Genomic DNA, 13,761 nt, shown 5'->3' with positions numbered 1-13,761 from the left:
TCACTGAGGGTTCTTCACAGGGCTGTTCGGGTGAGGGACACGAGTCGGTCCGCCCTCGCGGGGCAGGTCCCAGTCGCGGGCCACGGCGTCGGTGTCGGCGCCGGGCAGCACGGGCCCGGTGCGGACGGCGGTGGGGGTCGCGGAGAAGCGGGGTGCGGGGGCCGGCTGGGTGAGGCCGTCGTGGTCGGTGAAGGTGGCGCGGGCGGCGAGGTGGGGGTGGTGCGGTGCCTCGCGCAGCGTGAGGACGGGGGCCACGCAGGCGTCGGAGTCGGCGAACACGGACGTCCACTCGTCGCGGGTGCGGGACGCGAACCGGTCGGCGACGGCCGCGCGCAGCTCGGGCCAGCGGGCCGGGTCGTCGCGGGCGGGCGCCAGGCCGGGGATGCCGAGCAGCTCCATGAACTCGGTGTAGAAGCGCTGCTCCAGGGCCCCGACCGCCATGTACCGGCCGTCGCCGGTCTCGTAGGTGCCGTAGAAGGGGCAGCCGCCGTCGAGGAGGTTGGCGCCGCGCCGGTCCTGCCAGGCGCCGGCGGCGAGCATGCCGTGGATCATCGAGGAGAGGTGGGCGGTGCCGTCGACGATCGCGGCGTCCACGACCTGGCCGGTGCCCGTCGCACGCGCGTGGTGCAGGGCGGCGAGGACCCCGACGACCAGGTAGAGGGAGCCGCCGGCGTAGTCGCCCAGGAGGTTGGCGGGGACGGCGGGCGGGCGGCCGGGGTCGCCGATCATGCCGAGGGTGCCGGTCAGCGCGATGTACCCGATGTCGTGACCGGCGCGTTCGGCGAGCGGGCCCTCCTGGCCCCAGCCGGTCATCCTGCCGTACACGAGGCGCGGGTTGCGGGCGTGGCAGGGCTCGGGGCCCACGCCGAGCCGTTCGGCGACGCCCGGGCGGTATCCCTCGATCAGCACGTCGGCGCGTTCGGCGAGGGCGAGGACCCGCTCGGGGCCGTCCGGCGCCTTGAGGTCGACGAGCACGGAGCGCTTGTTGCGGTTGGTGACGTCGTGCGCCGGGTCGACGCCGAGTCCCGGGCCGCCGGGGCGGTCGACGCGTACGACGTCGGCGCCGAGGTCGGCGAGGAGCATGGCCGCGAACGGCCCCGGGCCGATGCCGGCCAGCTCGACCACGCGCACACCGGAGAGCGGGCCCTCGCCCGTGGCCCGGGCCGGTGTCCTGGCTTTCGGCATCGCATCCCCGCTCTGTGACACAACCGATGTAACACCAGTGATGCTAAGAACGTGTTCCACTGGGCACAAGACCCGGACGAGCAAGCGCTTAGCCCATTATGCGCCGCGGGCGTCCAGCCGCACCGCCAGCCGACGGGGAGCCACGGTGCGGTAGCTCTCCTCCACCCAGTCGCGGAGCAGCCCGGCGTCGGGGGCACCCCGGTCCTGCAACGGGACGCTCACCCAGCCCGACCTGCCCAGGCCGTACCCCGCGGGTTCGGCGCCGGGACAGGACAGGGCATGGGCATGCGCCTCCTCGCCGGTGAGCTTGAGGGTGATGCCCAGGGGGTGGCTGCCGTCGGTCACACCGAGGAAGACGAACACCTTCTTGTTGACCTTCGCGACGGACTCGCCCCACGGGAACTCCTCCACGGCGTCCGGCATGCCGAGGGCGAACTCACGGACTTTCTCCCATTTTTTCAGGGCACTCCTGGGCACGGCCACGCGATGCCTCCGGGGTCGTCGACGGACTCCACGCTCCTCACGCTAGCCTCAGCCACCGGCAACGGCGCGTGCTGCGGACCCGGGGATTGCCGACGGGTGACGAAGGGATGTCATGAGCAGGCTGAAAAGGGCCGACCGGCCGTACGACATCGTGCTCTTCGGAGCGACGGGGTTCGTCGGAGAACTGACCGCGCGGTATCTCGCCGCGCACGCCCCCGAGGGGCTGCGCTGGGCGATCGCCGGCCGCGGCGAGGAGAAGCTGCGCCGGCTGCGCGACCGGCTGCCGGGCGCGCCGGACGCCGGCGTGCTGCGGGCGGACGTGTCCGATCCGGACTCGCTGCGCGAACTCGCCGGACAGGCGCGCGTGGTGGCCACCACGGTCGGCCCCTACGTCCAGTACGGCGACGCCCTGGCCGCCGCCTGCGCGGACAGCGGCACGGACTACCTCGACCTCACCGGCGAGCCGGAGTTCGTGGACCTCACCTACGTGCGCCACGACGCCCGCGCGCGGGAGACCGGCGCCCGTCTGGTGCACGCCTGCGGTTTCGACTCGATCCCGCACGACCTGGGCGTGTACTTCACCGTGCGGCAGCTGCCGGAGGGTGTGCCGCTCACCGTGGACGGCTTCGTGAGCGTCGACGCGACCTTCTCCGGCGGCACCTTCGCCTCCGCGCTCGGCCAGTTCGCGCGCGGGCGGCAGCTGCGGGCCGCGGCCGTAGAACGCCGGCGGCACGAACCGCGTCTGGTGGGCCGCCGTGCCGTCACGCCGACGGGCACGCCGCGCTTCGCGGGTGAGGTGGGGGCCTGGGCGCTGCCGCTGCCGACCATCGACGCGCAGGTCGTACGGCGCTCCGCGAAGGCCCTGGACCGCTACGGCCCCGACTTCCGCTACCGCCACTACGCGGCCGTCCGGCGTCTGCCGGTGGCGGTGGGCGGAGTGGCGGCCGTGGGCGCGCTGCTGGCGGTGGCTCAGGTCCCGCCCGCGCGGCGCTGGCTGTCCGGGCGGCTCAAGCCCGGTGAGGGCCCGAGCGCCGAGAAGCGCGCCAAGAGCTGGTTCTCGGTCCGCTTCGTCGGCGAGGGGGGCGGGCGCAAGGTGTTCACGGAGGTCGCGGGCGGCGACCCGGGTTACGACGAGACGGCGAAGATGTTCGCCGAGGCGGCGCTCTGCCTCGCCCTCGACGAACTGCCGCCGACGTCCGGCCAGGTCACCACGGCCGTCGCGATGGGCGACGCGCTGACCGAGCGGCTGGTGGCGGCGGGCATCCGCTTCCGGGTGGCCGCGACCCACTGAGGGGCCCCTCGTTCGGCCGGGGCGGGGATCATCCCGTCCAGCCGACGATCGTGTAGATCATTCCGCCGACCCAGGCCAGCCCCGCCACCACCGCCAGCGCCAGCCCCGCGAGGGCGGTCCGGCCGACGGGGCGGCCGGGGCGGGCGGGGTACTCGGGTGTCCGGCGTGTCGTCATGCGGTCCAGCCTGCCGGGGCGGCGGGTGACGGCACATCCGTACGGATACTCAGGCGACCTGGGCGGTCCCGCCCAGCCGCCCTGCCCGCGCTTTGAGGCTTTCCCGCCCGTCTCGACCGGCACGACCGGTGCGACGCGGCCGAAGTCTCCACGGGAAGTTCAATGAAACCCTTGAGGGTATGAAGTTCCTTCTCGAAGTCACCATGGACGAGGGCGCGGTCGCCGAGGACCCCACCGGCGAGCTGCAGCGCATCCTGCGCTACTGGGGCGGCAACCTGCACCACTACGCGCTGCGGCCCGGCGACGGTTCGCCGATCCACGACTCGGCGTACCAGGAGGTGGGCCGCTGGAGCGTCGAGGGTCAGGCCGGGTAGGCGGCGGCCCGCAGCGCCGCGCGGCACAGGGCGTCGGCCCTGCGAGTGGTCTCCGGCAGACGGAAGGCGGGCGCCAGGGCCAGCGTGTGCGCGCAGGCGTTGCCGAGGCTCACCCGGTGACCGACGGAGACGAAGACCGGCTTCACGCCGTCGCGCGTGCGCACCGCGCGCCCGACCTCCTCGGCGCCGGCGAGCAGCGGGGACGTACTGCCGCGCGGGGCGGCCGGCTCGTCGTACGTGAAGGTGAAGGGGTTCTTGGCCACGCCGATGGTGGGCAGGCCGGTGAGCACGCCCAGGTGGCTGGCGAGGCCGAAGCGGCGCGGGTGGGCCAGGCCGTACCCGTCGCAGACGACCAGGCCGGGCGGGCACGGCAGGGCGTCCAGCGCGGCGCGGACGGTCGGGATCTCCCGGAAGGCGAGCAGGCCCGGGACGTAGGGGAAGGAGATCCGTCCTACGGCGGTGGCCTCCGCGACGACGGCGAGGGTCGCGGCGTCCAGCACGACGGCCGCCGCCGCGACCACGTCCCGTTCGTCGTCGTAGGCCACGTCGACGCCGGTCACCGTGCCCGTACCGGGCGGCGGGCCGGTCTCGTCGAGGACGACCCGCGCGCGCAGCCCGTCCTGGACGGCGCGCGCCCGCTCCTCGGTCGCGGGCCAGTCGGCGGGGGTCTGCACGGTCACGGGCGTCATGGTGGGGGCAAGCCTAGGGGAGCCCGCAGTAGGCTCGCGATCATGTTCGTACTGGAGCTGTCCTACACCGCCCCGCTCGAAGCCGTCGACGCCGTCCTGGCGGACCATGTGGCCTGGCTGGACGAGCTGTACGGGCAGGGCGTGTTCCTGGCGTCCGGGCGCAAGGAACCCCGCGACGGCGGGGTGATCATCGCCGTCGCGGAGGACCGTGCGCGGATCGAGGAGATCACCGCGGGCGACCCGTTCGTCCGGGCCGGTGTGTGCGCGTACCGCGTCACGGAGTTCGTCGCCACGAAGACGGCCCCGGCGCTGGAGCCGTACCGGGAGACGCTCGCCTAGAGGGCGGTACGGCTCACTTGCCGAGGGCGCGTCGCAGATCGCTCTTGTTCATGTTCGAACGGCCGTGCACGTTGCGGCGCTTGGCCTCTTCGTAGAGCTGGTCGTACGTGGGCCCCTGCGGTCCCTCGCCGCGGCCCGACCGCCGGCCGCCCCGCTCGCTCGGCGACATGTCCCGGGTCGACGTGCGACTGGCGGTCTTCGACTCGCCCGACCGGGCGCGCTCCTTGTTGACCGTCCGGGCCGCGATCTCCTTGGCGCGGCCGGTGCTCTCTCCGCGGTCCTCGGCGCTGTCCTTGATGTGCTCGTACTGACGTTCGCGTTTGGTGCTGGAACCGCGCGGCATGTCCGCTCACTTCCTCTCACGTTCGGCGAGCGGGTACCCACATCACGGACCAACACCCCTCCCCGTCCGGCGTCACCACTCCAGGCGGGCGGCCCTGCCCTGCTCGCCGGCGGCCCAACAGCCCAGGTCGGGCGTGCAGTCCACGGTGTCGTAGGAGCCGGTGTCGACGGTGCGCCAGGTGCGGCCGCCGTCCGTGGTGAGGTCGGTGCCGGTGGGGCCGACCGCGAGGGCGGCGGTGCGGCTGTGCGGGAGCCAGGCGACGCCGGAACGGTAGGCCGGCGGCGGCCCGTCGGCGGGGCGCCAGGTGCGGCCGGCGTCAGCGGTCCGTGCCGCCGCCCGCGGCGAACTCTGGTCGGGGCGGTAGTCGCCGCCGACCGCGAGGCCGTGGGCCCGGTCGCGGAAGGCGAGGGCGAAGACGCCCCGCGCCGGGTCGCCCGCCGGGATCGGCGCGTCGGTGGCCGTCCAGGTCAGCCCCCGGTCGGCGGAGTGCAGCACGCGCGCGCGTGCGGCACCGCCGGTGGCCAGCCACACGTCCCTCGGACCGGAGGAGACCAGGCACTGGCCACTGGCCGCGAACCCGGCCTCGCCGTCCTGCGCGGCCGGCATGCCCCGGTCCGGGAGCACCTTCCAGGAGCGGCCGCCGTCGCGGGTGGACAGGATGCGGAACTTCCCGTCCACCGGGTCGCTCATGGCGAGTCCGTGCCGGGAGTCGAAGAAGGTGAGGCAGTCGTAGAAGGCCCGCGCGTCGGTGTTGCGGAAGGACTCCGTCCAGGTGGCTCCGCCGTCGGCGGTGCGGTAGACCCTGGACGCCTCGCCCTCTCCGATGGCCAGGACCACGGCCCGGCGGGCGTCGAAGGCCTCGACGTCCCGGAACTCCAGGTCGCCGGCGCCCGGCGGGGAGACGTCGCGCCAGGTGTCACCGCCGTCGGTGGTGCGCAGGACGGTGCCCCCGGAGCCGGCCAGCCACGCGGTGTGCCGGCTGACGGCGGCGAGCCCCCGGAACCGGGCGTCGGGCGCCCCGGTGCCCTTGAGCTCCCAGTGCGGCCGGTTCCGCTCCCCGTGCGACGGCTGGCCGGCCTGCGCCGGTACGGTCGTCAGCGCGGCCAGCGCCGCCGCGCAGACCGCCCCCGCGAGCGCCCTGCGCCCCGTGCGCCCGCGAACGGTTCGAATCGGCCGTACCGTGCCTCGCGTGCTTCCCAAGCGCCTCATGGCGGGCGAAGCTAGCCCACCGGGGGTGAGCCGTCCAGAGGACCTGCCCGGCACGCGCGTGGCGCAAGTGCCGTACGGGGCGGGCGAGGAGAGCCGAGTCACGCCGGTGCATGAACGCGGTGACAGAGGTCACTCGATGCTCGTGTGCACGGATCGGCTGTTTCCCACGTCTCTTCAAGTGCCCGGCCCGCACCACCCCGAGAGCCCGTCCAGCCGTCACGAGGGAGCAAGGCGTTGTCCACCGTCATCGAGCAGCCGGTCGAGGCGCGTCTCGTCGCCGCCGCACCGCGCATGCCGAGCATTCCCGCCACCCTGCACTACGACCGCGGCGACCCCTTCGCCGTCCGCATGACCTTCCCGGCCCCGGCCACCCTGGAGGGCGTGGAGGTCTGCTGGACCTTCTCCCGCGAGCTGCTCATCGCGGGGATGCGGGAGCCGGACGGCCACGGCGACGTGCGGGTGCGCCCGTACGGGTACGACCGCACCGTCCTGGAGTTCCACGCGCCCGAGGGCACCGCCGTGATCCACGTGCGTTCCGGCGAGCTGCGCCGGTTCCTGGCGGCCACGGGCGAACTGGTGCCCGTCGGCATGGAGCACCTCCACCTCGACCTGGAGCACGACCTGGCGGAGCTGCTGCGCGGCAGCTGCTGACCGGCCGTCGCCCCCGGCCCGCCTCCGCGCCCCGACCTCTCAGCGCCCCGACGACGCCACGGCCCGGGCGCTCTCCGCGCTCACCGCGCCCCAGACCTCTCCCACGATCTTCCGCAGCCCGGGTGCCGCCGCCCCGCCCCGCTCGGTCAGCTCGGCGATGCGCTCCTTGCGGCGCCCACCGTCGGCCGCGCCGTGTCCGGCGCCGGCCGGGAGGCCGGGTGCCGCGGCGGCGACGAGCACGGCCGCGGCCGCGTCGCGCTCGGACACCTCCCCGGCCGGGATCCGGCCCTCCAGCACCTCCCGCGTCTCCTCGCGGAGCGCCTTCGCCACGGCCGGGCGCGCCAGGACGTGCTCCACGGACGGGAACACCCCGAGCACCCGCTTCTTCTCGGCCCGCAGGTAGCCCTCGGCCACCAGTTGCTCCCGGACGGCGTCGAAGGTGACCCGCGCGTGCAGCGCGACCCACGTCCGCCACCGGTGCGGCAGCGACTCGCGGACCAGCTCGAGCAGCCCGTCGAGGACCGCGTCCCCGGTGCGGGAGTCCAGGTCGACGGGGGTGGCGATGCCGTCGTCGTCGGTGAGCAGGCCGCGCCGGGCCAGTTCGGTGAGCGCGCCGGCGCGCACCAGGTGGTGGACCCGGGCGGTGTCCGCGGCCCCGGACCTCGTGGGGTCCCAGGCCAGCAGGCAGAGCCGGGCCGGCAGTGAGAGCGGGCCGTTGGGCACGGGGCCTCCTCGGGGCCGTGGGACCGGGTGCGCGGAAATACGTTGACAGCGCACCCGGTCCCTCGTACGGTGTATATCGCTTCTGTTGCCGCCGATTGGAGAAGGACGTTGCTCGTCTGAGGTCCTGAGACACCGCGACACACCTCACGTGTGTGTACGCAGCGTGTGACCTCGGCGTTCGAGCCGTCCCCTCGCGGAGCAGGGCTTTTTTCATGCCCGGCCACTCCCCCGGGGCTCCTCCTTCTCTCGTCCGACGGCGGTCGCCGCCCTCCCGGTGTCTCGATACGCGTTTGCCCCTGACGGCTTCAAGCAACCGCGGAGACCCGTATGTCTACATCCATCACTTGTACGTCCCTGTCCTTCGCCTGGCCCGACGGCACGCCCGTCTTCGAGGGACTCGACACCGCGTTCGGCCCCGGCAGGACCGGGCTCGTCGGCGTCAACGGGGCGGGCAAGTCCACCCTGTTGAAGCTGATCGCCGGGCAGCTCACGCCGGCCGACGGCCTCGTCCGCGTCACCGGCGAGGTCGGCCACCTGCCGCAGAACGTCACCCTCGACACCGCGCTGCGGGTCGACGAGGCACTCGGCATCGCCGCGCGCCGGGCCGCGCTGCACGCCATCGAGGCCGGTGACGTGGCCGAGGAGCACTTCGAGACGGTCGGCGACGACTGGGACGTCGAGGAGCGCGCTCTGGCCACCCTCGGCGAACTCGGGCTCGGCCACGTGGGGCTCGACCGCACCGTCGGCGAGGTCTCGGGCGGCGAGTCGGTACTGCTGCGGCTGGCCGCGCTGCTGCTGCGCCGGCCCGACGTCCTGCTCCTGGACGAGCCCACCAACAACCTCGACCTGTACGCCCGCAGGCGCCTGTACGCCGCCGTCACCTCCTGGCCGGGCGTCATGGTCGTGGTCAGCCACGACCGGGAACTGCTGGAACTGGTCGACCAGATCGCCGACCTGCGCTCCGGCGGCATCACCTGGTACGGCGGGAACCTCTCGGCGTACGAGGAGGCCCTGGCCGTGGAGCAGGAGGCGGCCGAACGCATGGTGCGGGTCGCCGAGTCCGATCTGCGCAAGCAGAAGCGGGAACTGGCCGACGCCCAGGTCAAACTGGCCCGCCGCAAGCGGTACGGCCAGAAGATGTGGGACCAGAAACGCGAACCGAAGATCGTCATGGGGGCGCGCAAGCGCGCGGCACAGGAGTCCGCGGGCAAGCACCGCATCATGCACGAGGAGAAGCTCGCCGAGGCCAGGGAACGCCTCGACGACGCGGTGGAGGCCGTGCGGGACGACGACGAGATCCGCGTCGACCTGCCCTACACGGCCGTCCCGCCGGGCCGGTCCGTGCTCACCCTGCGCGAACTGGAACTCCGCTACGGCGCGCGGGTGGAGGGCGGCTTCGATCTGCACGGTCCCGAGCGGATCGCGCTGATCGGGCGCAACGGAGCGGGCAAGACCACGCTGCTGCGCACGGTCGCCGGAGAGCTGGCGCCGGTGGCGGGCGAGGCGACGGCGCACGTGCCGCTGCGGTTCCTGCCACAGCGCCTCGACGTGCTCGACGGGGAGCTGACCGTCGCCGAGAACGTGGCCCGGTTCGCGCCGGGCGCCACCAACAACCGGATCCGGGCGCGGCTGGCCCGCTTCCTGTTCCGCGGCGCCCGCGCCGACCAGAAGGCGGCGACCCTCTCCGGCGGCGAGCGGTTCCGGGCGGCGCTGGCCGCGCTGATGCTGGCCGAGCCCGCGCCGCAGCTGCTGATGCTGGACGAGCCGACGAACAACCTGGACATGGCGAGCGTGCGGCAGCTCATCACCGCCCTGGAGTCCTACGAGGGGGCGCTGATCGTGGCCAGTCACGACATGCCGTTCCTGGAGTCGCTGGGCATCACCCGCTGGCTGCTGTTCGAGGAGGGGGAACTGCGGGAAATCCAGCCAGAAGCTGTCGGGTATCCCGCCTAGCGTCACTCGCATGAGCGAGTTCATCAGCATCACCGGAGCCAGGGAGAACAACCTCCAGGACGTCACCCTCCGCATCCCGAAGGGCCGGCTGACCGTGTTCACCGGCGTTTCGGGGTCGGGGAAGTCGTCGGTCGTCTTCGACACCATCGCCGTCGAGTCGCGGCGCCAGCTGAACGAGACGTTCACCTGGTTCGTGCGCAACCGGCTGCCCAAGTACGAGCGGCCGCACGCGGACGCCCTGGAGGACCTCTCCCCCGCGATCGTCGTCGACCAGCGGCCGGTGGGCGGCCACTCGCGGTCCACGGTCGGCACGATGACCGACATCCACTCGGTGCTGCGGGTGCTGTTCTCCCGGCACGGCACCCCCAGCGCCGGCGGGGCGACGGCGTACTCGTTCAACGACCCGTCGGGCATGTGCCCCGGTTGCGACGGCCTGGGCCGCACGGTGCGGCCCGACTGGGACCGCATCCTCGACCCCGCCAGGTCGCTGGCCGACGGGGCGGTCCGCTTCCCGCCGTTCGCGGCCGGGACCTGGCAGGGGCAGGCGTACACCAACACCGACGAGCTGGACCCGGACCGCCCGGTCGGCGACTTCACGGACGCCGAGCGGGCCTTCCTGATGCGCGGGCGCCCCGGCAGCAAGGTCACCGTCAACGGCTCGGGCGGCACCTGGACCACCGAGTACGAAGGGCTCGCCGACCGCTTCGAACGGCTCTACCTCAAGCGGGACCTGTCGGGCATGAGCGAGAAGACCAGGGACCTCGTACGGGGGTTCCTGGTGGAGGGCGCCTGCCCCGAGTGCGGCGGGGCCCGGCTGAACGCGGCGGCGCTCGCGGCCCGGATCGACGGGCACTCCATCGCCGACTGCTCCGCCATGCAGGTCACCGACCTGATCGCCGTACTGAGGCGGATCGACGACCCGGTGGCGCTGCCGGTCGCCGGTGCCGCCGTCGCGGCACTGGAGCGGGTCGAGGCGATCGGCCTCGGCTATCTCAGCCTCGGCCGGGAGACCTCCACGCTCTCCGGCGGCGAGGGACAGCGGCTGAAGACCGTGCGGCACCTCGGCTCCAGCCTGACCGGGATGACGTACATCTTCGACGAGCCCAGCGTCGGGCTGCACCCGCGCGACGTCGGACGCTTGGGCGACCTGCTGCTGCGGCTGCGCGACAAGGGCAACACCGTGCTGGTCGTCGAGCACGACCCGGACGTCATCGCGCTGGCGGACCACGTGGTCGACATGGGGCCGGGGGCCGGCGCCGACGGCGGCCGGGTGGTGTTCGAGGGGACGCCGGACGGGCTGGCCGCGTCGGACACGCTCACCGGGCGGTGCCTGGGCCGCCGTACGGCACTGAAGGCGGAGCCGCGGGAGGCGGACGGGCGGCTGTGGGTGAAGGGCGCCGGCCGGCACAACCTGCGGGACGTGACGGTGGCCTTCCCGACCGGGGTGCTCACCACGGTCACCGGGGTGGCCGGGTCGGGCAAGAGCACGCTGGTCGCGGAGCTGACCGCCGCCCACCCGGACGCCGTGGTCGTCGACCAGTCGGCCATCGGCGTCTCCGCGCGGTCCACCCCGGCGACCTACCTCGGGATCATGGACACGGTACGGAAGCTCTTCGCGCGGGAGACGGGCACCGAGCCGGGCTTCTTCAGCTTCAACTCGGCGGGCGCGTGCGACACCTGCGAAGGCCGCGGGGTCATCCACACCGACCTCGCGTTCATGGACCCGGTGACGACCACCTGCCACGACTGCGAGGGGCGGCGCTTCCGGGAGGAGGTGCTGCGGCTGACGGTCGACGGGAGGTCGGTCGCCGACGTGCTGGCGATGACCGCGGGCCAGGCGCTGGACTTCTTCGCCGACCCGGGCCTGCGGCGGCGGCTGCGCGCCCTGCACGACGTCGGTCTCACCTACCTCACCCTCGGACAGCCGCTGTCCACGCTCTCCGGCGGCGAGCGGCAGCGGATCAAGCTGGCCACCCGCCTGCACCGCACCGGCGCGGTCTACGTCCTGGACGAGCCGACCACCGGACTGCACATGTCGGACGTCCAGGGGCTGCTCGCGCTGCTGGACCGGCTGGTCGACACCGGCAACACGGTGGTGGTCGTGGAGCACAACCTGGACGTGGTCGCGCACGCCGACTGGGTCGTGGACCTCGGCCCCGACGGCGGCCGGGACGGTGGCCGGGTGCTCTTCGAGGGCACCCCGCGGGACCTGCTCGCCGCCCGCGGCTCCAGCACGGCGGAGCATCTCAGGAGGGCTACGAGCGGCTGACGGGGGTTCCGTCCGCACGCGTCCCCGCTGCATGATGGCGAGCCGGCGCCGGACCACGGGCGCCCGACCCGACAGCGCCGATACGGAAGGCCCCGCGTGCCCAGCAAGAAGGCCCTCGTCCGCCGCCCCAGCCCCAGGCTCGCCGAAGGCCTGGTGACCCACGTCGAGCGGGAGCCCGTCGACCACGCCCTGGCGGTCGAGCAGTGGGACGCCTACGTCGAGGCCCTGGCGGCCAACGGCTGGGAGACGCTGGAGGTGGACCCCGCCGACGACTGCCCCGACTCGGTGTTCGTCGAGGACACGGTCGTCATGTACCGCAACGTCGCCCTGATCACGCGGCCCGGCGCGGAGTCCCGGCGGGCGGAGACGGCCGGCGTCGAGGAGGCCGTGGCCCGGCTCGGCTGCTCGGTCAACTGGGTCTGGGAGCCCGGAACCCTGGACGGCGGCGACGTCCTGAAGATCGGCGACACGATCTACGTCGGGCGCGGCGGGCGCACCAACGCGGCCGGGGTGCAGCAGGTGCGGGCCGCGTTCGAGCCGCTGGGCGCCCGGGTCGTCGCCGTGCCGGTGAGCAAGGTGCTGCACCTGAAGTCGGCGGTGACCGCGCTGCCGGACGGCACGGTGATCGGGCACATCCCGCAGACCGACGTGCCGTCGCTCTACCCGCGCTTCCTGCCGGTGCCGGAGGAGTCCGGGGCGCACGTGGTGCTGCTCGGCGGGGACAGGCTGCTGATGGCGGCGAGCGCGCCGAAGACGGCGGAGCTGCTGGCCGACCTCGGCCACGAACCCGTACTCGTCGACATCGGCGAGTTCGAGAAGCTCGAAGGCTGTGTGACATGCCTCTCGGTCCGGTTGCGGGAGCTGTACGCCTGAACTCGCCGGTACCTCACCCGTCCGGCCCCGGGACCTGCGTGTCGCGGTGCCTTTCCGGGCCCTGCGGGACCGTGGCTGATCAGCAGCCTTTACAGTGCGTTTAACCTACGCCCTCGTAACCTACGGTTTCGTAGCCTACGATCCCGTAGGTTCCCGGCACCGCTCGCCGGCCGCTCCGCACTGTCGCACGTCCCCCTGGAGTTCTCCGTGACGATCGTCTCCCCGCACCTCGGCTCCTCCGCCGACTGGACCGACGCCCGGCTGCTGTACGCGCTGGAGGAAGTGGTCGAGAACGAGCTCAACCGGCATCTGAAGGTCGCCAAGGACTGGATGCCGCACGAGTACGTGCCGTGGACCGACGGACGGAACTTCCCGGGGATCTTCGAGGACGGCGAGGCCTGGGACAAGGAGCAGTCGAAGGTCACCGAGATCGGCCGGATCGCGCTCGTGGTGAACCTGCTGACGGAGGACAACCTCCCCAGCTACCACCACGAGATCGCCAGCCTCTTCGGCCGTGACGGCGCCTGGGGCACCTGGGTGCACCGCTGGACCGCCGAGGAGGGGCGGCACGGCATCGTCATGCGCGACTACCTGCTCACCTCCCGCGCGGTCGACCCGGACAAGCTGGAGCAGTTCCGGATGGCCCACATGAGCGAGGGCTTCGAGTCGGACAACCGGCACTCGATGCTGCACTCGGTGGCCTACGTCGCCTTCCAGGAGCTGGCCACCCGCGTCTCGCACCGCAACACCGGCCACCAGTCCGGCGACCCGGTCTGCGACCGCATGCTGGCCCGCATCGCGACCGACGAGAACCTGCACATGGTCTTCTACCGGAACCTGCTCAAGGCCGCCTTCGAGATCGCGCCCGACCTCACCATGCAGGCCGTGCGGGACGTGGTCGTCAACTTCCGGATGCCCGGTCACGGCATGCCCGGCTTCGAGCGGGCCGCCGCGCAGATGGCGATCGGCGAGGTCTACAACCTGCGCATCCACCACGACGACGTGCTCCAGCCCGTGCTGCGCTTCCTGAAGGTCCTGGAGATCGACGGACTCGGCCCGGAGGGTGTGCGGGCCCAGGAGGAACTGGGTCTCTACATGGGCGGGCTGGACGCCGAGGCAGCCAAGTTCGACGAGAAGCTGGCGGCACGCAAGGCCCGGATGGCGGCCCGCGCGGCGGGCTGACCGCAGGCGGCACCGGTGACGA

The 13,761-nt window shown here is 73.2% G+C and carries 15 protein-coding genes; 8 read left to right on the top strand and 7 right to left on the bottom strand.

Translation table 11 applies throughout. The annotated features are described in order from the left end of the window. Entirely contained in the window at positions 1-1,185 is a 1,185-nt protein-coding gene (locus OIE75_RS35435) for a CaiB/BaiF CoA transferase family protein (RefSeq protein WP_329473382.1), read from the bottom strand. Positions 1,186-1,281: 96 nt separating this feature from the next. Then, complete coding sequence (locus OIE75_RS35430; protein ID WP_329473381.1) at positions 1,282-1,668, bottom strand: MmcQ/YjbR family DNA-binding protein; 387 nt, start codon at positions 1,666-1,668, stop codon at positions 1,282-1,284. A gap of 112 nt (positions 1,669-1,780) precedes the next feature. Between OIE75_RS35430 and OIE75_RS35425 the strand changes: the two genes are divergently transcribed. After that, the gene (locus tag OIE75_RS35425; RefSeq protein WP_329473380.1) at positions 1,781-2,959 is read left to right on the top strand and encodes a saccharopine dehydrogenase family protein; all 1,179 of its coding nucleotides are present in this window, start codon (positions 1,781-1,783) and stop codon (positions 2,957-2,959) included. A gap of 28 nt (positions 2,960-2,987) precedes the next feature. On the opposite strand, the gene mmpA is transcribed toward OIE75_RS35425, so the two are convergent. Beyond that, positions 2,988-3,134, bottom strand: coding sequence for a morphogenic membrane protein MmpA (mmpA, locus tag OIE75_RS35420; protein ID WP_307016319.1), 147 nt, complete (start codon positions 3,132-3,134; stop codon positions 2,988-2,990). A gap of 179 nt (positions 3,135-3,313) precedes the next feature. Between mmpA and OIE75_RS35415 the strand changes: the two genes are divergently transcribed. After that, a complete protein-coding gene (locus OIE75_RS35415; protein WP_307016317.1) occupies positions 3,314-3,508 on the top strand; it encodes a hypothetical protein in 195 nt (64 codons plus the stop codon). Here OIE75_RS35415 and OIE75_RS35410 read toward each other — a convergent pair. Next, complete coding sequence (locus OIE75_RS35410) at positions 3,496-4,197, bottom strand: endonuclease V (protein ID WP_329473379.1); 702 nt, start codon at positions 4,195-4,197, stop codon at positions 3,496-3,498. The two genes, OIE75_RS35415 and OIE75_RS35410, sit on opposite strands and share 13 nt — an antisense overlap. Positions 4,198-4,239: 42 nt before the next feature. Here OIE75_RS35410 and OIE75_RS35405 point away from each other — a divergent pair, with 42 nt between their 5' ends. Further along, positions 4,240-4,536 carry a YciI family protein gene (locus OIE75_RS35405; RefSeq protein WP_307016313.1) on the top strand — a complete coding sequence of 99 codons (297 nt, stop codon included), beginning with the start codon at positions 4,240-4,242 and terminating at the stop codon, positions 4,534-4,536. A 13-nt stretch (positions 4,537-4,549) separates the two neighbouring features. On the opposite strand, the gene OIE75_RS35400 is transcribed toward OIE75_RS35405, so the two are convergent. Beyond that, positions 4,550-4,879: a plasmid stabilization protein gene (locus OIE75_RS35400; RefSeq protein WP_307016311.1), complete on the bottom strand. Its 330-nt coding sequence runs from the start codon at positions 4,877-4,879 to the stop codon at positions 4,550-4,552. A gap of 72 nt (positions 4,880-4,951) precedes the next feature. After that, the gene (locus OIE75_RS35395) at positions 4,952-6,088 is read right to left on the bottom strand and encodes a WD40/YVTN/BNR-like repeat-containing protein (RefSeq protein ID WP_443078424.1); all 1,137 of its coding nucleotides are present in this window, start codon (positions 6,086-6,088) and stop codon (positions 4,952-4,954) included. Between the two features lie 234 nt (positions 6,089-6,322). Here OIE75_RS35395 and OIE75_RS35390 point away from each other — a divergent pair, with 234 nt between their 5' ends. Continuing rightward, positions 6,323-6,739, top strand: a complete 417-nt coding sequence (locus OIE75_RS35390; protein WP_307016307.1) for an SsgA family sporulation/cell division regulator — start codon at positions 6,323-6,325, stop codon at positions 6,737-6,739. 39 nt (positions 6,740-6,778) lie between these two features. Here OIE75_RS35390 and OIE75_RS35385 read toward each other — a convergent pair whose 3' ends face one another. Continuing rightward, on the bottom strand, positions 6,779-7,462 hold the full coding sequence (locus tag OIE75_RS35385) for a GOLPH3/VPS74 family protein (protein WP_307016305.1): 684 nt from the start codon (positions 7,460-7,462) through the stop codon (positions 6,779-6,781). Positions 7,463-7,789: 327 nt separating this feature from the next. Between OIE75_RS35385 and OIE75_RS35380 the strand changes: the two genes are divergently transcribed. From OIE75_RS35380 to OIE75_RS35365, 4 genes are all read left to right on the top strand, one after another. Next, positions 7,790-9,415, top strand: a complete 1,626-nt coding sequence (locus OIE75_RS35380) for an ABC-F family ATP-binding cassette domain-containing protein (protein WP_329473378.1) — start codon at positions 7,790-7,792, stop codon at positions 9,413-9,415. 10 nt (positions 9,416-9,425) lie between these two features. Next, positions 9,426-11,684 (top strand): excinuclease ABC subunit UvrA, encoded by a 2,259-nt coding sequence (locus tag OIE75_RS35375; RefSeq protein WP_329473377.1) that lies wholly within the window; start codon positions 9,426-9,428, stop codon positions 11,682-11,684. A gap of 96 nt (positions 11,685-11,780) precedes the next feature. Next, positions 11,781-12,557: a dimethylargininase gene (gene ddaH / locus OIE75_RS35370; RefSeq protein ID WP_307016299.1), complete on the top strand. Its 777-nt coding sequence runs from the start codon at positions 11,781-11,783 to the stop codon at positions 12,555-12,557. 207 nt (positions 12,558-12,764) lie between these two features. Next, positions 12,765-13,739, top strand: coding sequence for an acyl-ACP desaturase (locus OIE75_RS35365; protein ID WP_307016297.1), 975 nt, complete (start codon positions 12,765-12,767; stop codon positions 13,737-13,739). Positions 13,740-13,761 lie beyond the last annotated feature (22 nt).

Origin of the sequence: Streptomyces sp. NBC_01723, from assembly GCF_036246005.1 — a bacterium.
Taxonomy (GTDB): domain Bacteria; phylum Actinomycetota; class Actinomycetes; order Streptomycetales; family Streptomycetaceae; genus Streptomyces.
This window is presented reverse-complemented; position numbering and strand designations above follow the sequence as displayed.